The sequence below is a fragment of the Geodermatophilus sp. URMC 61 genome, assembly GCF_052931555.1.
Window position 1 is genome coordinate 1250236 of sequence record NZ_JBRFHZ010000002.1, and the last position, 18667, is coordinate 1268902.

The 18667-nt window shown below is 72.6% G+C and carries 15 protein-coding genes and 1 pseudogene; 9 read left to right on the top strand and 7 right to left on the bottom strand.

All coding sequences use genetic code 11. From position 1 onward, the window contains the following. The first annotated feature begins 69 nt into the window (after positions 1-69). The 3 genes from ACU610_RS05810 (at position 70) to ACU610_RS05820 (ending at position 5037) form a co-directional block, all read left to right on the top strand. Entirely contained in the window at positions 70-2373 is a 2304-nt protein-coding gene (locus ACU610_RS05810; RefSeq protein ID WP_446766763.1) for a hypothetical protein, read from the top strand. A 94-nt stretch (positions 2374-2467) separates the two neighbouring features. After that, positions 2468-3469, top strand: a complete 1002-nt coding sequence (locus tag ACU610_RS05815; RefSeq protein ID WP_446766764.1) for a M28 family metallopeptidase — start codon at positions 2468-2470, stop codon at positions 3467-3469. A gap of 245 nt (positions 3470-3714) precedes the next feature. Continuing rightward, positions 3715-5037 carry an ATP-dependent 6-phosphofructokinase gene (locus tag ACU610_RS05820; protein WP_446766765.1) on the top strand — a complete coding sequence of 441 codons (1323 nt, stop codon included), beginning with the start codon at positions 3715-3717 and terminating at the stop codon, positions 5035-5037. 24 nt (positions 5038-5061) lie between these two features. On the opposite strand, the gene ACU610_RS05825 is transcribed toward ACU610_RS05820, so the two are convergent. After that, positions 5062-6162 (bottom strand): DMT family transporter, encoded by a 1101-nt coding sequence (locus ACU610_RS05825; protein WP_446766766.1) that lies wholly within the window; start codon positions 6160-6162, stop codon positions 5062-5064. 30 nt (positions 6163-6192) lie between these two features. Between ACU610_RS05825 and ACU610_RS05830 the strand changes: the two genes are divergently transcribed. Then, a complete protein-coding gene (locus ACU610_RS05830) occupies positions 6193-6744 on the top strand; it encodes a helix-turn-helix domain-containing protein (protein WP_446766767.1) in 552 nt (183 codons plus the stop codon). 148 nt (positions 6745-6892) lie between these two features. Here ACU610_RS05830 and ACU610_RS05835 read toward each other — a convergent pair whose 3' ends face one another. The 3 genes and pseudogenes from ACU610_RS05835 to ACU610_RS05845 all read right to left on the bottom strand — a co-directional run bounded on the left by ACU610_RS05835 (position 6893) and on the right by ACU610_RS05845 (position 8884). Beyond that, entirely contained in the window at positions 6893-7234 is a 342-nt protein-coding gene (locus ACU610_RS05835; RefSeq protein ID WP_446770768.1) for a hypothetical protein, read from the bottom strand. A gap of 4 nt (positions 7235-7238) precedes the next feature. Next, a pseudogene (locus ACU610_RS05840) lies at positions 7239-7370 on the bottom strand (hypothetical protein); the annotation flags it as partial. A gap of 116 nt (positions 7371-7486) precedes the next feature. Next, positions 7487-8884, bottom strand: a complete 1398-nt coding sequence (locus tag ACU610_RS05845; protein WP_446766768.1) for a threonine/serine ThrE exporter family protein — start codon at positions 8882-8884, stop codon at positions 7487-7489. A 252-nt stretch (positions 8885-9136) separates the two neighbouring features. On the opposite strand from ACU610_RS05845, the gene ACU610_RS05850 reads away from it, so the two are divergent. Further along, the gene (locus tag ACU610_RS05850; RefSeq protein WP_446766769.1) at positions 9137-9889 is read left to right on the top strand and encodes a carbon-nitrogen hydrolase family protein; all 753 of its coding nucleotides are present in this window, start codon (positions 9137-9139) and stop codon (positions 9887-9889) included. 257 nt (positions 9890-10146) lie between these two features. Here the strand turns inward: ACU610_RS05850 and ACU610_RS05855 are convergent, their stop codons facing one another. Further along, complete coding sequence (locus ACU610_RS05855) at positions 10147-11010, bottom strand: alpha/beta fold hydrolase (RefSeq protein ID WP_446766770.1); 864 nt, start codon at positions 11008-11010, stop codon at positions 10147-10149. Between the two features lie 324 nt (positions 11011-11334). Here ACU610_RS05855 and ACU610_RS05860 point away from each other — a divergent pair, with 324 nt between their 5' ends. Beyond that, positions 11335-12078, top strand: a complete 744-nt coding sequence (locus tag ACU610_RS05860) for an SDR family oxidoreductase (protein WP_446766771.1) — start codon at positions 11335-11337, stop codon at positions 12076-12078. A 97-nt stretch (positions 12079-12175) separates the two neighbouring features. Here ACU610_RS05860 and ACU610_RS05865 read toward each other — a convergent pair whose 3' ends face one another. Continuing rightward, positions 12176-12796 carry an antibiotic biosynthesis monooxygenase gene (locus tag ACU610_RS05865; RefSeq protein ID WP_446766772.1) on the bottom strand — a complete coding sequence of 207 codons (621 nt, stop codon included), beginning with the start codon at positions 12794-12796 and terminating at the stop codon, positions 12176-12178. A 229-nt stretch (positions 12797-13025) separates the two neighbouring features. Next, on the bottom strand, positions 13026-14333 hold the full coding sequence (locus ACU610_RS05870) for a glycosyltransferase family 4 protein (protein ID WP_446766773.1): 1308 nt from the start codon (positions 14331-14333) through the stop codon (positions 13026-13028). 219 nt (positions 14334-14552) lie between these two features. On the opposite strand from ACU610_RS05870, the gene ACU610_RS05875 reads away from it, so the two are divergent. The 3 genes from ACU610_RS05875 (at position 14553) to ACU610_RS05885 (ending at position 18281) form a co-directional block, all read left to right on the top strand. After that, on the top strand, positions 14553-14960 hold the full coding sequence (locus tag ACU610_RS05875) for a YciI family protein (RefSeq protein ID WP_446766774.1): 408 nt from the start codon (positions 14553-14555) through the stop codon (positions 14958-14960). Beyond that, a complete protein-coding gene (locus tag ACU610_RS05880; RefSeq protein ID WP_446766775.1) occupies positions 14957-16114 on the top strand; it encodes an RNA polymerase sigma factor in 1158 nt (385 codons plus the stop codon). The genes ACU610_RS05875 and ACU610_RS05880 overlap by 4 nt, the downstream gene beginning before the upstream one ends. Positions 16115-16439: 325 nt before the next feature. Further along, positions 16440-18281: a BCCT family transporter gene (locus ACU610_RS05885; RefSeq protein WP_446766776.1), complete on the top strand. Its 1842-nt coding sequence runs from the start codon at positions 16440-16442 to the stop codon at positions 18279-18281. Positions 18282-18667 lie beyond the last annotated feature (386 nt).

Here is an 18667-nt window from a genome sequence, read left to right on the forward strand (position 1 = left end):
CCGGATCCTGGGTTCGGATGCTCATACCGAGGGTCCCCACCGTAGGGACCACATGGCGGAGGAGTGCAGGTGACCGTCAGCGGAAACGAACACCGCGAATCGCCCATGGAGGCCTTGCGCATCATCTCCGAGGCCGGGGAGGTCGTGCGGAACGGTGTGTTGCGGGAGTTCACCGACCCACGGGGCACGTCATACCGATCGGAGAGCCCGCGGGCGGCCATCGATCGCTTCATGGAGCAGCGCGGTGGCGACCTGAAGGCCGGCGGGGCCGACCTGCGCGAGCTGGACTCCGCTGAGGGTGCCGGCACACTGCGGGTGCGATACGGCCAGTTCCACAACGACCTCCCGGTGCTCGGGGCCACGCTCCAGGCGGTGGCCAGCATGCGCACCAACAGTGTCGTCAAGGTCAGCAATGCCGCCGATCAGGATCTGAGTGGGGCCCCGTCACCGGAACAGGCGCGCTCGATCGGTGAGTTGCACCCCACGGTGTTGGCGCCGTTCGAGGCCGAGTTCGGCTCTGCCGAGATCGTGGGCAGCCAGCTGGCCTATCTCAGGGACGTCGAACGGCCCTCGTTGCCGGAGGCCGATTATCCGACGGCGTCGGTGGCGCTGCTGTCCACCGGGACTCCGCCCGACGGCGCGGTGCACCTGGTGCACGACGTCAAGGTGCAGACCGGTGAACCGTTCGAGATCTTCCGAGTGGTCGTCGACGCGGTGACACCCACCGTGCTGTGGATCGAACTGCTCAGCAAGTACGTGACCGCGAGCCTACGGGTCTTCGTCCCTGATCCGGTGAGCGAGTCCGACGACGCCACCCTGCACGGCGGGTCGAGCGCCGCCGCTCTCGACCAGTTCCTGCACCCCGTGCAGGCTGAGATCGAGGCGGCGACGGGTGGCACGTTCCATCTCCGCGGGGACTGGGTGAACTGCGACGACTGGGACACCCCTGCATTTCCCCAACCCGCCGAGCCGACCCCGACCTTCGACTACCAGAGCTATCCGGCGGATCGCAGGTCACTGAGCGCCAACGCCTACTTCTGGCTCGATTCGTTCGCCCGCTATCTGCGCACCTTCGGCAACACGACCCTGAACGCGAACATGGTGCGGGTCGACGTCGACGCGCAGGGGTTCGACGGCGCGGACAACAGTCAGTGGCTGGGGGCGACGAATCCACCACGGATCCGGCACGGTGAGGGCGGTGCGCCGGATGCCGCCGACATGAGCGTCATCATCCACGAGTACATGCACGGGGTGTTCGACTTCCTCGGCAGCAACCACGGGGGATCCCTCTCCTACGAGCACAGCTTCTGCGACGCGGTCCCGGCCATCTACCGGGACAGGTTCAATGCCAACCAGCACCGGCGGACGGAGACCTTCCCGTTCGACAACAACGCCACGAACCGGTGGAGCGACGAGCGGACGCTGGACCGTGCCGAGCGGTTCGACGACGCAGGATTCGCCGGCTACGGGTTCAACCTCCGCAACTCGATGCTCGGTACCGCGGTGTGGGAGTCCTACTTGGGCATGGGCGGTGGCTCGCCCGACCCGCTCGTACGGCGGCGGGCCGCGGATGCGCTGATCGCGACGGTCATCGAGATGTTGCTCATCACGCCGGACGACTCCTCGACCGACGCTGCGCACGCTCGTCGACTGGCTCAGGACCTCATCGTCGCGGACATGGCTCTCACCGGGGGCCTGTACAGCAAGGTGATGGACGAGGCCTTCGTGAGACGCGGGCTGTGGGCACGGAGGACGGTCGACCTCTACATCACCGACAGCGCCGGAGACGTGGGTGTCATCCCCAGCCCTGCTCCGCACTGGACCTCGCCGGACATCTGGGTGCGCAATCTCGCCATGAGCGACGGCGACGACCCCGAGCAGGGCCACCAGGCAGCGATCGAGGGTCAGCCCAACCACCTCTACGTGCGGCTCCGCAACCGTGGTGCTCGGACGGCCCCAGCCGACACGTTCCAGGTGGAGGTGTTCCGCTGCGACCCGGCGACCGCCACCACGTGGCCGGACCACTTCCAGTCGCTGGGAACGCTGACCGTCGCGGATCCGGTTCCGGCCGGCGGCGCCCTCCGGGTCGGCCCGTTCACCTGGACGCCGCAGAGCGCCGATGAGGCGGGTCTCGTGGCGCTCGTGCACGGCACCGAGGATCCGGCGATCACCGCGACCCTCCTCGGCTCGGTACCGCACGAGCAGCTGGCCCGCTTCGACAACAACATCGGGCAGCGCACGGTCGCCGTCCAGGCAGCGGAGCCCGACGGCCGGCTGCGCACGAGCGGACACGTCCCTGGCGCCACGGCCGACACGCGTTTCAGCCTGCCGCCCCGATCGCCCGCCGCACCCGTGGACGAGGAGATCAGGTGAACGAGCAGCGGACGGTCGTGGACACGTCGGCACCGAGCTGGAGCGGCGACGGCAACGCCTCCGACAGGGGGACCCGGGAGCAGAGGTGCTCACCGTGACCGGGCCGCTGGACTTCCCGCCGCCCGACAAGCGAACTCCTCCGGCACCGGCGGTCCTGGCATCCCCGGCGCCGCGGAAGGTCCGGACCGGAACGGGGCCGGACGGGGGCGTCACCCGATTGGTCGAGCGGGTGTCGACCAGTCGACTGCGCACCACGGTCGAGGAGCTGGCGGGACTGCCCACCCGGCACACGTTCTCCCCGCACATCCACCGGGCCGCGGACCTGATCGCGGCGACGTTCACCGCCGCCGGTTACGCCGAGGTGGTGAAGCTGCCCTGGATCCGCAACGGGCGCACCGCCGACAACGTGGTGTGCACCAAGCCCGGGACGAGCGGGGGCGGCCGCATCGTCATCCTGTGCGCCCACTACGACTGCCGGATGGAGAGTCTCGGCGATTCGTCGGCCCGCGCACCGGGTGCGGATGACAACGCGAGCGGTGTGGCCGCGGTCCTGGAGATCGCGCGGCTGCTGCACGGTGTCGACCTCACCGAGACCGTGCAGTTCGTCGCCTTCTCCGGGGAGGAGCAGGGGCTGTGGGGATCGTCGGCCTACGCCGATGCGCTGCACGCGGCCGGCGTGGACGTCCACCGGGTGATCAACATGGACATGGTCGGCCGGCCGCCGGAGGACGGCTCGGTGGTGGTGGAGCGTGACCTCGGCAACCAGGTGGCCCACAACGACGCGGACTCCCAGGCGTTCGGTGCGGTGATGGCCCAGGCGGCGGCCGACTACACCGACCTGCCGGTCAAGCTGGGGCCGATCTACTCCAGCGACTACATGCCGTTCGAGGCCAAGGGCTACGTGGTGATCGGCGCCTACGAGGGTGAGGGCAATCCGCACTACCACGCCACGTCGGACACTCCGGAGACCCTGGACTACGAGCACTACCTGACCCCGGTCACACGGTTCACGCTGGCCACCGTGCTGCGTCAGTGGCTCGACACGAGCGCCGGCAGCCGAGTCGACCGGGCGTCGGGTCTGGCGGCGCAGATGTGATCGAGCCGGGGTCCGTGCCGCCGATGGTCGGCTCGGATCCGTGCCGGGGAGCCTGCTTCCTGCGAGCCCAGCCGTCACGCTCGGACGGCCAGGCGACCACGACGTCAACGGGCAGTCGGGCACCATGGCCCGCGGATGCTGCCGGCAGGACTCGGGACGTCGTGCTGCCGGCGACCGTCGAGGCGCGTGGCCGTGCCCGGGTACGGGCGTGGTGGGCGCCTGGGGGGTGTGGAAGCGTTCCCGGCATGGTCGGACACGAGGACCTCGCCGTGCGGACGCTCGGGCCCTGCCGGATCGACTCGCCGCTCGCCTCCCGGCTGGGCGGGCGGGAGACGACCCAGCACTCGGTCGTGGAGGAGGACCGGATCCTCTTCGACGACACGATCTCCATGGCCGGTGCCCGCGGCCTCCCGGTCGAGCAGCTGCCCAGCCTGGAGCCCGGCGGCCCCCGGAAGCGGATCTACTTCGACCCCGCCAAGACGCGGGTCGGGATCGTCACCTGCGGGGGCCTGTGTCCCGGCCTGAACGACGTCATCCGCGGGCTGGTGCTCGAGCTCTCCCGGCACTACGGGGTGCGGCGCATCGTCGGCTTCCGCAACGGCTACCGCGGGTTCATCCCCCGCTACGGCGAGGACGTGCTCGACCTGACCCCGGAGGTCGTCCAGCACATCGACGACGAGGGCGGCACGATCCTCGGCACCTCCCGCGGCGAGCAGGACCCGGAGGAGGTCGTCGACGCGTTGGAGCGCCTGAACATCAACATCCTCTTCGTGATCGGTGGCGACGGGACCATCCGTGGGGCGATGGAGATCGTCCGCGTGGTCGGCGAGCGCGGCCTGAAGGTGGCGGTGGTCGGGATCCCGAAGACGATCGACAACGACATCCCCTACATCGACCAGAGCTTCGGCTTCCAGACCGCGATGGCCGAGGCGACGAAGTCCATCCACGCGGCCAGCGTCGAGGCCCGTTCCGCGCCCGGGGGCATCGGCCTGGTCAAGCTCATGGGCCGCCACTCGGGCTTCATCGCCTGCTACGCCACCCTGGCCAAGGACGACGCCGACTACGTCCTCATCCCCGAGGTGCCCTTCGCCCTGGACGGGGAGCGCGGGCTGCTGGAGCACCTGCGCCGCCGCGTGCAGGAGCGAGGGCACGCCGTGGTGGTCGTCGCCGAGGGCGCCGGGCAGGAGCACGTCCAGGAAGAGGAGCCGGGCCGGGACGCCTCGGGCAACATCCGCTTCGGCGACATCGGACGACTGCTGCGCAAGCGGATCATCGAGCACCTCGACGCGGCCGGGGTGGAGAACAACGTCCGGTACTTCGATCCCAGCTACGCCATCCGCAGCGTGCCCGCCAACCCGTACGACAGCGCCTACTGCCTCCGCCTTGCGCACGCCGCGGTGCACGCCGCGATGGCCGGGCGCACGGAGGTCATCGTCGCGCGCAGGCGGCGGCGCTTCGTGCACATGCCCATGCCCCTGGCGGTCAGCCGCCGCAACCACGTCGACCCGCTGGGCGACCTGTGGATGTCGGTGCTCGAGGCCACCGGCCAGCCCGTGCGGTTCGAGTGAGCCGGGACGACGTCGTGGCCGCCTTCACCGCCGCCGGGCTCGCCGACCTACTCCAGGTCGGCTGAGCTCACCGCGCCGCCACCGGCGGCCCGTCGGCCTGTCCGGCGGGCCGCCGCCCGCCGTGGCACGGCGTCCCGGTCGACGACGAGGTCGAGCGGCCCTGTCGACATCGACGGGAACGGGGCCGCCGTCGGCCATCGAGCCGGAGCTGCGCTCCGCCTGCCCTCGTGGACGCCGCTCGAGCTCGCTGACGAGCACGCCGGCCACGACCAGTACCGCGCCGGCGATCGCGAGGTCGGGCAGCCGGTCGCCGGCGAGGCGACCGACCACACCACCCCACACCGGCTCACCGGCGTAGATCACCGTCGCCCGGGTCGGCGACACCGACTGCTGTGCCCAGTTCATGGTGAGCTGGATGAGACAACTGGCGACCCCGAGTCCGGTGGCGGCCAGCAGCCAGACCCAGGAGAAGGGCGGGACACCCTCGCCGACGATGGGCATGATCGCCAGCGACAGGCCCCCTCCGACGAGCAGTTGCACGACGGTGACGCGGCCGAGGTCGACCGTGCCGGCGAACACGCCGATGAGGACGATCTCCGCAGCGATCGCGACCGTGCTGACCAGTGTCACGACCTCTCCGGCACTGAGGCCCAGTCCCGTCGCGCCTGGGCCGGCGAGCAGGACCAGTCCGGCGAAGGCGAGCGTCACCCCGGCCAGGGCCGCGGGCTTGGGTGCGCGGCGGAACACGGCCCACTGCAGCAGCGGCACGATCGGGACGTAGAGCGCGGTCAGGAACGCCGACGTGCTGCTGGGGATCGTCTGCAACCCAAGCGTCTGCAGCGCGTAGCCGAGGAAGATCGTCACCCCGATCGCCGTCCCCGCACCGAGCTCGCGCCGCGTGAGCCCGACCAGCGTCCGACGGAACACGACCAGGCTGATCAACCCGGCGGTGATGAACCGGAGACCCACGAAGAACAGCGGCCCGCTGTGCTGGACGGCGAGGTGGACGACGAGGAACGTCGCCCCCCAGACCGCGGTGATGCCCACCAGCGCGAGTTCCTGGCGGCTGAACAGCCGTGTCGGCCGGCGGGCTGGCATGGGGCGGCCGGCAAGGATGTGCAGCATTCTGCACACCGTAGGTGTAGGATCCTGCACATGCAAGCCTCGCGTCGAGACGTGCTGGTCCACGTCGGGGAGAACCTGCGCCGCCTTCGGCAGGTCGGGGGCATGAGTCAGACGATGTTGGCCGAGGCGTCGGGCATCAGCCGGCGGACGATCATCAACCTCGAGGCCGGTGAGGCCAACATCAGCCTGTCCGGTCTCGATCGTCTTGCCGAGGCGCTGGGCGCCACCTTCGTCGATCTCGTCAGCGCCCCTGCCGCGTCCACGCGCAGCATCGAGGCGGTGGCCTGGCGTGGCTCGGCGCCGGAGAGTGAGGCGGTGCTGCTGGGCAGTGTGCCGGCGCGCAGCGAGGTGCAGCTGTGGTCCTGGGCGCTCGGCGCAGGGGAGCGCTACGACGCCGAACCGGATCCGGCCGGATGGCACGAGATGGTCCTCGTCACCGAGGGCCGGCTCCGGATCGAGCGTGACGAGGGGCCGGTGGACCTCGCTGCCGGCGACCACGCCACGTACTCCAGCGCGCAGGCCTACGCCTACGTCAATGTGTACGACGGCGTCACCCGCTTCATCCGCAACGTCGTCTCGTGACGCCGCTGCGTCCCCTGGGCTCGACACGGTGGCGCGACGGGGAGCGGGCCGGGGGCCTGCCGCCGGGCGGCGAACTCCCTGCGGTGCCGGCCTGTCCGACTGCTCCCACGACCGCCCTTGGGTGTGGGTGGCCGTGCCGCGGTGCTGCTCAGACCTGCGGCCGCAGTGCTGTCAGGGCAGGGGAGGAGCGGACCGCGACTGCCAGGTCGACCAGTGCCGAGCCGGAACCCGCGGCGAGGGCTGCGTTGTCGTCCGTGAGGGTGTTGCGGTCGAGATGGGCCGCGTGGTCGAGGTAGAGCACCTGGACGGCGAAGGACCCGGCGAGGACGTCCCGGAGGTCGTTGACGGCCAGGAAGTGGGCGCCGCTCGCACCGGTCAGGACGATGGCTGCCGCCTTGCCCTGCAGTCGGACGCGCGTCTCGCCCCACGTGCCGCGTCTCCGGCACGGAGAAGACCATCCGCGAGGTGCGACCGCGCTGGACGACCTCACCGTTGATGGTGGCGCCATGTTCGAGATCGTCCGGATCGTCGATCGTCACCAGAGCCGGCTCGATCGGCGCGAATCCGCGATGTGACTTCGTCAGGCGGGCTGCGGCGGCGCAGTCGGAGTGGTCCCGGGAGCGCAACGATGCCGTGCCCTCGGCTGCCCGACTGCGCTGGTCACCGCACGGGGCGGACGGCCGGACGTCCGGCGCCGACGAGCTGGTCTCGCCCGCCCTGCGGCACTGCTGGTCCGGGCGGGTCAGGCGACGGTCATGGCCCGACGGCGGACTCGCTCGTCGAAGCGGTCCCGCTCGCCACTGAACGGTCGGCCCAGGTACTCGCCCAGCGTCACGCCGGCAGCGAGAGCGAGCCCGACCGCCGCGGCTCCGACCAGCGCGGCGAGGCCGTTCTGGAGGTCGGCGTCCACGACGATCGCGAACAGGCCTCGGTAGATGGCCAGGCCGGGCAGCAGCGGAACGATCCCGCAGACGGCGATGAGCAGCGGTGGCACCCGCAGCCGTTCGGTCAGCACCTCTCCGGCGAACCCGAGCACGACGGCCGCGACCCCGCTGGCCACCGCAGGACCGGCGCACAGTCCGGCAGCTGCCCGGAACGTCGTCCACGCCAGTGCCCCGGCCATCGCAGCGAGGACGACGGCGCGCGGCAGAGCATGGCAGGCCAGCGCCCAGAACCCGGCGATGCCGGCCGACGCGACCAGCCCGACGGGAAACGGCACGGCGATCGGCGAGTTGTCCACGACGGTGAGCAGCAGGTCCGCGCGCTGGGCGAGGTCCAGCACGCCGGCGATGCCCACGACGATGCCGGCGGTGAGCGTCACCACCTCGAAGGCCCGGGCCCCGGCGGTCACCGGGAACCCGCTGATCGCGTCCTCGGCGGCGCCCACCAGGGACAGCCCGGCGAGGAGGACGACGATGCCGGCCGCGACGACGAGCGAGCTGCGCACCTCGACGTCCCAGGCGACGAGGAGGACGGCGACCCCCGTCGCGACGGCCGCGCCGGCCGCCTGCTGGAAGAAGAACGGCAGGCCGTGCCGGTTGAGGACCCGCATGAGCTGGTCGATCAGTGCGGTGGTGACCGCCGCGATGAGGGCGACCACCCAGCCACCGCCCAGGAAGAGGGCGACGGAGCCGGCCATGCCGGACCACCCGAGGGTGGGGACCTCTCGGCGGTACGTGCGAGGCGCCGAGAGCACCCGGTCCAGTCGGCGGTGTGCCCGCTCGACGTCGACCCCGCCCGCGGCGACCGCAGACGCCAGGTCCGTGACGCCCTGCAGGCGGGTGTAGTCCATCCGCTGGGTGCGCACGATCCGCATGGCGGTGAGCGGCACCGCGTCCTCCCGGTCGTAGCTCACGATGAGCGACGTGAAGGTGATGTCGACCTGGCAACTGGTGAGGCCGTAGGCGGCGGCGACCCGCAGCACCGTCGCCGTGACGTCGGCCGCCGGGGCGCCGAGGGCCAGCATCGACTCGCCGATGCGCAGGGCCAGGCCCAGCGCGGCGTGCGCGGTGAGGTCGTCCATCCGGCTGGGCTGGGCCCGCAGGCCGATGGGCGCGGTCGGTGGGGAGTTCCCCGCGATGGCCCGCCATGCCCGCTCGGGGAAGCGCGCGAGAGGCCTGCGACTGTCGGGCCGGAGCACGTCATCAGGCTATGTCGGTGGGGCCCGCTGTCCGGCCCTCGACCGGCCGACCTGCCCATGACATCCGCAACAGCGCCCTCTCGGATGGCGCCGGGCGAGCCCGCATCGCCGCCAGCGGGTGGCCGTCGCCGCGCCCGAGCTCCGGGACGAGGGACGTGGCCGGTGGTGAGTCCTGCGATGCGTACGGCTGTGCAGGACCCGAGGGAGGTGATTTCCTCAGAAGCCGGCGGTGACCCGTGGTGGAGGTCCTTCATGTCCGTCGAGCCGCCCCTTCCGGCCGCACGGGCTGACGTGCGGCGGGCGTCGCTGGTGGTCGCGGCGGCTCAGCCACGCTGTGTGGCCGGTGACGTGGCCACGAACGTGGCGGCGCACGTGGAGGCCATCCACGAGGCTCGGGCCCGGCTGGTGGTCTTCCCCGAGCTGTCGTTGACCGGCTATCTGCTCTCCGCAGCGCCGCTCACCCTCGAGGACCCGGTGCTCGGGCCGCTGGTGACCGCGTGTGCAGCCACCCACACCGCCGCCCTGGTCGGTGCGCCCGTGATCGACGGCGCGGGCCGGAGGAGCATCGCGGTGCTGCTGGTCACCGGTGGCGGGGTGCGGGTGGTCTACCGCAAGACGCACCTGGGTGGGGACGAGCCGGCTCACTTCACCGCCGGGGACGGGCCCGCGGTGGTCGAGGTCGATGGGTGGCGGATCGGTCTGGGGGTGTGCAAGGACACCGGCGTCGCCGAGCACGTCATCGCCACCGCGGCGCTGGACGTCGACGTCTACGCCGCCGGTCTGGTGCACGCGCCGGATGAGCTGGCCGAGCAGGACGCCCGAGGGGTGCGCATCGCGGCCACCTGCGCAGCGCACGTCGTCTTCGCCAGTGCCGCCGGGCCCGTCGGGGGTCCCTACGACGAGACCGCCGGCTCCTCCACGGTGTGGGCTCCGGACGGCTCGGTGCTCGCCCGCGCCGACGCGGCACCGGGCCGCTTCGCCGGCACGACGATCAGAACGGCTTGACCACCACGGGCGCGGTTCGCGGAGCGCCCGCCTCCGTCGGCCTCCGGGCACGACCATCCGGTGGTCCAGGGGCCCGGTCGTGACGGACGTGTCCGCGCCCCGGCCCTGCAGGGACCGGGGGCGATGCGGCATCAGCGGCGCGACACGCTGCAGGCGCACTCGCACCTGCTGCGGGGCCGAGCCGGCGCACCGGGCCACTCCGTGGACGGCGGGAAGGTGTGCGACCGGGGCAGCACGCGGGCCTGGGGATCTCCCGATCAGCCGCGTGCGACCAGGGTCTCGAGGATGGGTCGTGCGTGGGTCCACAGGACGGCGCCACCGATGCCGGGAACGACGTGGCGGTGCGCGCCGGGGATCCGGCCGGTCAGCGTCGCGCCGTTGTCGGGGGAGTGGCTCGTGTCCTCTTCGCCGTACCAGACGTCGACGGGGATCCCGATGTGCGCGAGGGGGATGGGCCAGCGGCTCATGGCGAGCAGGGTGTCGCGGACGTATCCCTCCGGCCCTTGGGCGAAGCCCTCCCGCAGCGCCGTGCGATAGGCCCGCTCGAAGTCCCTGGTGCGGTACACGGCCCGGTCGCGCGGTGCCGCCCCCGTCATGACCAGGTCCCACATCGCGTCCGCGTCGAAGCGGCGCAACACCGCCGTGGCGCCGTCGGGATCGGTGGCCACGAGGTCGACGAGATCCCGCAGGTGCGGGGGCAGCGCGGTCCTGAACTCCGGGGCGGCGACCTCGTCGCTGGCGGAGACCAGAGCCAGGGCCCTGGTGATGCCCGCCGCGGCGCAGGCGAGGGCGAAGGGGGCTCCCTGTGAGTTGCCGATCAGCGCCGGGCGTCCGAGTCCGCGCCGTTCGACGAGTTCGCCGACGTCTGCGGCGAAGTCCGCGAGTGTGCGGCCGGGTGCCGGCGTCGATGCGCCGAGGCCGGGCCGGTCCACGGAGACGAGTCGCACGTCGAGCGCTGCCACGGCGCGCGTGCTGATGCCCAGGTGGCGGCTGATCGCTGCGCCAGGGGACAGCAGCACCGGTGTTCCTCGCGGTGAGCCCCATTCGGCCCACGCCAGCCGTCGTCCATCGGCGAGCGTGCTGTACCCCAGTCTCTCGGGGGCGTGGAGGCTCAGCTCCATGCTCGACTCCTCCCACGCGGGACACGGGGCATCCAGGATGGGCCGGACGTGGTGCCTGACGGACGGGTTCCGGACACGTGGCAGCCTGCCGGTGCCGTCGACAGTCGTACCTCGTGCCGCCGCGACGGCGGTGGCCGGGCTCCGGGACTGCCGTGGCGCGACCGGCCATCGAGGACGACGGTCGCCCTCCGCGCGCCGACGTGGTGTGCCGCCCCCTCGGAGCAGCCAAGCTCTGCCGGGGACATCGTGCCCGCTGCGCACCGCCCGATCGGCCGCTGCTCGGCGGCGGTGTCCCGGCGCAGGACTCACCCTGGAGGGATCCGGATGCAGCTGCTCGGCGAGACCGCCGTGGTCACGGGCGCGGCCAGTGGCATCGGACGAGCCCTGGCCCGGCGCCTGGCTCAGGCCGGTGCCCGCCTCGTGCTCGCTGACATCGACGGCGTGGCTCTGACGGCCACCGCCCGCGAGGTGGGGGCGACCGCGGTCGTCACGGACGTGGCCAGCCCGGATGACAACGAAGCGCTCGCTGACGTGGCAGGTCCCACTCGCGTCCTGTGCCTGAACGCAGGCGTGACCGGCAGCCACGTCGGACCGGTGTGGCTGACCCCGCCCGATCAGTGGGCACGGGTGATGGGCGTCAACCTCGGAGGCGTGGTCAACGGGTTACGGGCCTTCGTCCCCCGCATGCTCGCCGACGACCAGCCGCACCACGTCCTCATCACCGCCTCCCTCGCGGGTCTGGCCACCTGGCCCGGCGGTGGCGCCTATGCCGCCTCGAAGCACGCGGTCGTGACGGTCGCCGAGCAGACGGCACTGGAGTTGTCCGACAGCAGGGTCACGGTCACGGTGTCGTGCCCGGCGCTCGTGCGGTCGGGCATGTCCGCCGAGGGAGCCGATCCCCACGACGTGGCAGTCGAGGCGCTCGACGCCACCGGACGAGGGGAGTTCACCGTCGTACCGACCGAGTGGCGCCAGGCCGTCCGGGACCGCGGCGTGAGGTTGGCCGCCGGAGCGCGGCCACGACTCCCGGCCGCGACGCCACCGGCAGACGGCGGGAGGTCGGGGTGACGGCCGCACCCCGTGGTGCGCCGCGGGCCGGAGACGATGGACCCCGAGGGCCGACGGGTGTCCACCCTCTCCGGTGCGGCGCGGACCGGCCTGTCGGTCAGACCGTCTCGGGTACCCGCAGATGGGCCAGGGCGAGGTCGAACTCCGCCACCTCGAGGATGTCCATCCCCATCCTGGCCACGAACTCCTCGCGCAGGGTCGTGAACTGGTCACGGGTGTGCGACATCGCCTCTCGGCTCTCGAAGACGACCGCCGAGGCGCACCGCCCGTCCCGACGGTCCACCATGAGGCTGTTGCTGCAGAACCCCGGCGTCTCCTCCCACCAGGGCATCAGACTCTCCCGGTAGGCGTCGATCACCCGGTCCAGGTTCGCCGGGGCGGTCCGGGTCCACGTCACCCGCGCGCACGCGCCGTCCCCGGCCCGGTGTGCCCGGTGCAGGACGGCGATCTCCCACTCCTGGACCTCGGGCGTGACGCCGAACATCTCGGCTGCGCGTCGTCGTGACGCGCCGACCCGCTCGGCGCTGGCGTGCATCGCGGAGTCGGTCTCCCAGGCGCTGGTGACGATGCACCGGCCGGTCTGGCGGTCGGTCAGGAGGGAGAGACCGACGCAGCCGTCGAGGTGCGTGACCATGGGCATGACGTCGTCGCGGATGTGGGCGACGAGGTCGTCGAGGGTCTCGGGGCGGACCCGCATCGTGGTGGATCGGGCGTACATGCCACCACTCCTTCCTCGTGACGGCGACGCCCCTGCGGCATCGCCGCGCGGCACACTGTGCTCTCCCTCCGAGGCCGAGGCAACGGCCACCGGTGCTCGGGCCCGAGGGCGGTTCCACCGACCTGCGGAGCCACTGCAGCCGGGGGGCCGAGCGCGCCGTGGACGACCCGCTCGATGACGCCGCGGCCGCGGTGGGCGGTGCGGTCGTGGGTCACCCGGCGGCCGTGGGTCACCCGGCGGCCGTGGGCCCCGCTGGTTGCCGCCCGGCCACCGGCCGATCGTCCCCGGCCCCGGCGGCGAGCTCGCGGATGCGGCCGGCCACGTGGTCCCAGCTCCACAGCCGTACGGCCGCTCTGCGGGCTCCCTGGGAGAGCGCTCGCCAGGACCCGGTGTCCAGGTCCAGCAGCTCGCGCAGCCGGGTGCGGAGGTCCTCGGCGCTCCCGCTCGTGAAGGACGCCAGGTGTCGCAGGTGCGGCGGGTACTCGCCCTCCAGGCCGGCCGCGATCTCGGCCAAGCCGGAGTGCCGGGCGACCAGCGGAGGCGACCCACAGGCCGCGGCCTCCGCAGCCACCATGCCGAACGCCTCCGGGAAGACCGACGGGACGACACTGACGTCCGCCAGCGGCCACAGCTGGGCCAGGTGGCGGTGCTGCAGGGGGCCGGTGAACAGGACGTCCGGGCCGGCCAGAGCCGCCAGCTCAGCGCGGGCCGGGCCGAAGCCCGCCACCACCGCCCGGGCGTCCAGTCCGTGCAGCGCTTCCAGCAGCAGTGAGACCCCCTTCTCGGCGCTGAGGCTGCCCACGTAGAGCACCGTCTTGCGGTTCCCGCTCAGGAACCCCGCCAGGCGCTCGGCGTTGCCCTCGTCGGGCAACCGCTCGTCGTGCCCCGCGGCCGGATGAGCCGGATCCCGCCGGCTCTCCTCGATGAGGGCGGTCAGCGCGGCGGCCCGCTCGCGGGGGCGCAGCGTGTCGACGTCCACGCCCGGGGGGACGACGGCGACCCGCTCGGCGTCTCCGCCCACGAGCTCGCCGAGGACACCGGCCACGTGGCGGGACCCGGCCAGGACGACAGCCGCGCCGGAGAGGGTCTCCCCGGCCCAGGCGCACAACTCGGCGTTTCCCCGCATGGCAAACTGCAGTTCCGACCCGTGCGCCTTGACGACGTACGGCAGCCCGGACGCCGCCCCGACCGGAGCACCGAGCAGCACGTGGTTGACCAGCAGGAAGTCCGCGGGTCCCTGCGCCCGTACGGCCGCCGCGTTCGCCGCCACGAACGCCTCCCGGTCAGCGCGGCTCATCTCCGTCAACAGCCGCGGCTGCACGTCCTCGTACGGGCCCATCACGAAGACCGGGAGCGGCCCGGGCAGACCCGGCCGGACGACCGCGGCGCCGCCCAGGTCGTGGCGCTCGGGATGCGGCTCCTGGCAGAGGACCACGACCTCGTGGCCCATCCGACTCCACGCCCGGGCGAGTTCTCGGGTGTAGACGTTCGACCCGCTGCCCTCGAGGAGATAGCCGTGCCAGATCAGGATGCGCATCCGACCAGAGTGCGTGACGGACGCCTTCGCCGGCCGGGATGTCATCCGCGCCGCGGGACCGGCGACCTCGTGCACGGTCAGCGGGACGGCCGCTCCGTCCGTCGTGTCGCCCGCGTCCGCCGAGAGGATCCGGACGGCGGTGTCGAGAACCCGGAACCGGCTCCGTCCCCGGGGTGCGAGCGACCACGATGGGTCGCACCAGCACCGAGGAGAGACACGATGGCCAAGTACCTGCTGCTCAAGCACTACCGCGGCGCCCCGGCCGCGGTCAACGACGTGCCCATGGACCAGTGGACGCCGGAGGAGATCTCGGCTCACGTGCAGTACATGCACGACTTCGCGGCCCGGCTGGAGGCGACCGGCGAGTTCGTCGACGGTCAGGCGCTCGCCCCCGAGGGGACCTTCGTCCGGTACGACGGCGAGGGTCGCCCACCGGTCACCGACGGCCCGTTCGCCGAGACCAAGGACCTCATCGCCGGCTGGATGGTGATCGACGTCGACAGCTACGAGCGCGCCATCGAGCTGGCCGGGGACCTGTCGGCCGCTCCCGGGGCGGGTGGGAAGCCGATCCACGAGTGGCTCGAGGTGCGCCCGTTCCTGGCCGCACCGCCCACCATCACGGAATGACCGCTCAGCTGGACGAGGTCCTGCTCCGGAGCCTCACGCCCAGCGTGCTCGGGATCCTCGTCCGCCGCGGAGCCGACTTCGCGGCGGCCGAGGACGCCGTGCAGGACGCGCTGGTCGGGGCGATCCGCGTCTGGCCGGCCGACCCACCGCGGGACCCGAAGGGCTGGCTGGTCACCGTGGCCTGGCGCCGGTTCCTCGACGCGACCCGGGCGGACGCCGCCCGCCGCCGGCGTGAGGACCTCGTCGACGAGGAGCCCGCGCCCGGACCCACGCCCGGCGTGGACGACACGCTCCAGCTCTACTTCCTGTGTGCCCACCCGTCGCTGACGCCGTCCTCCGCGGTCGCGCTCACGCTGCGCGCCGTCGGCGGGCTGACCACCCGCCAGGTCGCCCAGGCCTACCTGGTGCCCGAGGCGACCATGGCCCAGCGCATCAGCCGGGCCAAGCGCACCGTCTCCGGCGTGCGGTTCGACCAGCCCGGCGACGTCGCCACCGTGCTGCGCGTCCTCTACCTGGTCTTCAACGAGGGCTACTCCGGCGACGTCGACCTCGCCGCCGAGGCCATCCGGCTCACCCGGCAGCTCGCGGCCGCGATCGACCACCCCGAGGTGGCGGGACTGCTCGCCCTCATGCTGCTCCACCACGCCCGGCGCGCCGCCCGGACCGCACCCGACGGCAGCCTGGTGCCGCTCGCCGAGCAGGACCGCGGCCGGTGGGACACCGGGCTGATCGCCGAGGGCGTCGAGATCCTGCAGGCGGCCCTCGCCCGCGACCGGCTGGGCGAGTTCCAGGCCCAGGCCGCCATCGCGGCGCTCCACGCCGACGCGCCCACCGCCGAGGAGACCGACTGGGTGCAGATCGTCGAGTGGTACGACGAGCTCGCGCGCCTGACCGACAGCCCGATCGTCCGGCTCAACCGCGCCGTGGCCGTCGGCGAGGCCGACGGACCGCGCGCCGGCCTGGCGGCGCTCGCGGCGCTGGACGACTCACTGCCCCGCCACGCCGCGGTGGCGGCGTACCTCCACGAGCGCGACGGCGACCTGGTGACGGCGGCACGGCTGTACGCCGAGGCGGCCCACAAGGCACCCGTCCTCGCCGAGCGCGAGCACCTGACGCGCCAGGCCGCCCGGCTCAACGCCCACCGGGGGCACTGACGGTCCCCGACCGAGTTGGCCGGCCGGCCCGGGACCGGCCGTCCGCCTCGTTACGCCGGTGTGACGCGGGGCTCCGTCGAAGCCAGACTGTGTAAAGAGTCACTGGGGGCCCTTGTCCTCCGGCTGCCCCTCTGGTTCCCTCATGTGAAGTCGGTCTCGAATGACGCAACAGGGATTGGGGAGTGTCATGGAGCAACCGCGCAGCGAGCAAGCCTCGCCCTCCCGCCAACCGAGCCGGTCGGAGGCCGTCGGGGCTGGTCAGACGTCAGCCGGTGGCGCCGGAACCGGGCGGGAGCGCAGTACCGCCGACGCCGCCGAGGTGACCGTGACCGGGACCCACCCGGCCATCGCGGAGCCGCCACCCTGCGTCGCCGACCGGCACGCGGCCGTGGACAGGGTCCTGTTCGCCATCGCGGCGGTCATGGCACTGGGCTTCGTCGTCTGGGGCTTCGCCAGCCCCACGGGCCTGGGCACCGCGAGCGGTTCGATCCTCGACTGGATCACCGGCAACCTGGGCTGGATGTTCGTGCTGCTGGCCTCGGCGTTCGTGGTGTTCGTGATCTGGCTCGCGGCCGGGAAGTACGGGCGGATCCCGCTCGGCCGGGACGACGAGCGGCCGGAGTTCCGCACCATCTCGTGGATCGCGATGATGTTCAGCGCCGGCATGGGCATCGGGCTGATGTTCTTCGGGGTCGCCGAGCCGCTGTCGCACTACGCCGCCCCGCCGCCGCTCACGGCCGAGCCCCAGACGTCCCAGGCGATCGAGACGGCGATGGCGACCACGCTGTTCCACTGGACGCTGCACCCGTGGGCGATGTACGCCGTCGTCGGGCTGGCCATCGCCTACGGCACCTTCCGGCGCGGCCGCCGCCAGCTGATCAGCTCCGCGTTCATCCCGCTGCTCGGCCAGCGGCGCGCCGAGGGGCCGGTCGGCCGGGTCATCGACGTCCTGGCCATCTTCGCGACGCTGTTCGGGTCGGCGGCCTCCCTCGGCCTCGGTGCGCTGCAGATCGGCAGCGGGGTCGAGATCCTCGGCTGGGCCGGGGACGTCGGCAACGGCGTCCTGGTCGCGATCATCGCGATCCTGACCGCCGCCTTCGTCGCCTCGGCCGTCTCCGGCATCGAGCGTGGGATCCAGTGGCTGTCCAACACCAACATGGTCCTGGCCCTGCTGCTCGCGGTGTTCGTCTTCGTCCTCGGCCCGACGATCTTCATCCTGAACCTGATCCCCGACGCGGTCGGCAGCTACTTCTCCGACCTGGGCGAGATGGCCGCGCGGACCGAGGCCACCGGCGGCGACCCGATGGCCACCTGGCTGCGCGGTTGGACGGTCTTCTACTGGGCCTGGTGGATCAGCTGGACGCCGTTCGTCGGGCTGTTCATCGCCCGCATCAGCCGCGGCCGGACCATCCGCCAGTTCGTCACGGGCGTGCTGCTCGTGCCCAGCCTGGTCAGCCTGCTGTGGTTCGCCGTGTTCGGCGGGGCCGGGATCGCCGCCCAGCGCGACGGCGTCGACGTCGCCGGCCAGGGCACCACGGAGGGGCAGCTGTTCGCCGTCCTGGGGCAGTACCCCCTGGCCACCGCCGCGACCGTGCTCGTGATGGTCCTCGTGGCGATCTTCTTCGTGTCCGGTGCGGACGCGGCCTCGATCGTCATGGGGTCGCTCTCGCAGCGCGGCACCCTGGAACCGAGCCGCTGGGTCGTCGTCTTCTGGGGCGTCGTGATGGGCTCCGTCGCAGCGATCATGCTGCTCCTGGGCGAGGACGGCGCCGCCCTGACGGGGCTGCAGAACCTCACGATCATCGCGGCACTGCCGTTCGCGCTGGTGATGGCGGCGATGGCCGTCAGCCTGGTCAAGGACCTCCGCCGCGATCCCATCGTCCTGCGCGGGAACTACGCCTCCTTGGCGATCGAGCAGGCCGTCGTCGAGGGGATCAGCCGCCACGGCGACGACTTCGTCCTCATGGTGGAACCGGCCCGGATCCCCGGCGCAACGGACACCGCGACCGGGGCGGCGGCGCCGTCCTCGACGAGCTCGCAGCCGGCGGACCAGCTGTCGGTCAGCCCGGGCGGCAACTTCGTGGCACCGGCAGGGGGCACGTCCGTCCCCGCGCAGAGCCAGGCCAAGGCGGAGGCCATCGGCCGACCGCAGGATCCGCGCGACTGACAGGACCCCCTGCTCCCACCGCTCGCAGGCTCGCGCGAGCCCCCGTCCAGAGGCTCGCCGCGAACTCGTGAGCGGGGGGACGGGGTCCTCGTGCCTGCAAGGGGCCGGGCGACGGGTGAAGGCCTCCTGGCGATGGAGCTGCGTGCCGCTCCATCGCCAGGAGGCCTCGCTGTGTCCAGGGGCCGTGCCGACCGGGACGCGTGAGGAGCCGGCGGCCCGGGGGCGCGGAGTGCGACCTCGAGGCGAGGCGGACCGGTCGACTGTCCCGACGGCCGCCGTGGCAGGTCTGTCACGCCGGCCCTCGGTATGAGGTGACGACAGCCGTCACGGGCCCGGGGCGGTCTCCTCGGGCCGCACCGGAGGCCGGATCGGGCTGTTGCCGGCGC

Excerpts from the sequence above, each read along its gene's own strand:
- ACU610_RS05875 (WP_446766774.1), top strand. The coding sequence starts at position 14,553 with ATGGCCAAGTACCTGCTGCTCAAGCACTACCGCGGCGCCCCGGCCGCG.
- ACU610_RS05820 (WP_446766765.1), top strand. The coding sequence starts at position 3,715 with ATGGTCGGACACGAGGACCTCGCCGTGCGGACGCTCGGGCCCTGCCGG.
- ACU610_RS05855 (WP_446766770.1), bottom strand. The coding sequence starts at position 11,010 with ATGGAGCTGAGCCTCCACGCCCCCGAGAGACTGGGGTACAGCACGCTC.
- ACU610_RS05870 (WP_446766773.1), bottom strand. The coding sequence starts at position 14,333 with ATGCGCATCCTGATCTGGCACGGCTATCTCCTCGAGGGCAGCGGGTCG.
- ACU610_RS05825 (WP_446766766.1), bottom strand. The coding sequence starts at position 6,162 with ATGCTGCACATCCTTGCCGGCCGCCCCATGCCAGCCCGCCGGCCGACA.
- ACU610_RS05830 (WP_446766767.1), top strand. The coding sequence starts at position 6,193 with ATGCAAGCCTCGCGTCGAGACGTGCTGGTCCACGTCGGGGAGAACCTG.
- ACU610_RS05880 (WP_446766775.1), top strand. The coding sequence starts at position 14,957 with ATGACCGCTCAGCTGGACGAGGTCCTGCTCCGGAGCCTCACGCCCAGC.
- ACU610_RS05865 (WP_446766772.1), bottom strand. The coding sequence starts at position 12,796 with ATGTACGCCCGATCCACCACGATGCGGGTCCGCCCCGAGACCCTCGAC.
- ACU610_RS05860 (WP_446766771.1), top strand. The coding sequence starts at position 11,335 with ATGCAGCTGCTCGGCGAGACCGCCGTGGTCACGGGCGCGGCCAGTGGC.
- ACU610_RS05850 (WP_446766769.1), top strand. The coding sequence starts at position 9,137 with ATGTCCGTCGAGCCGCCCCTTCCGGCCGCACGGGCTGACGTGCGGCGG.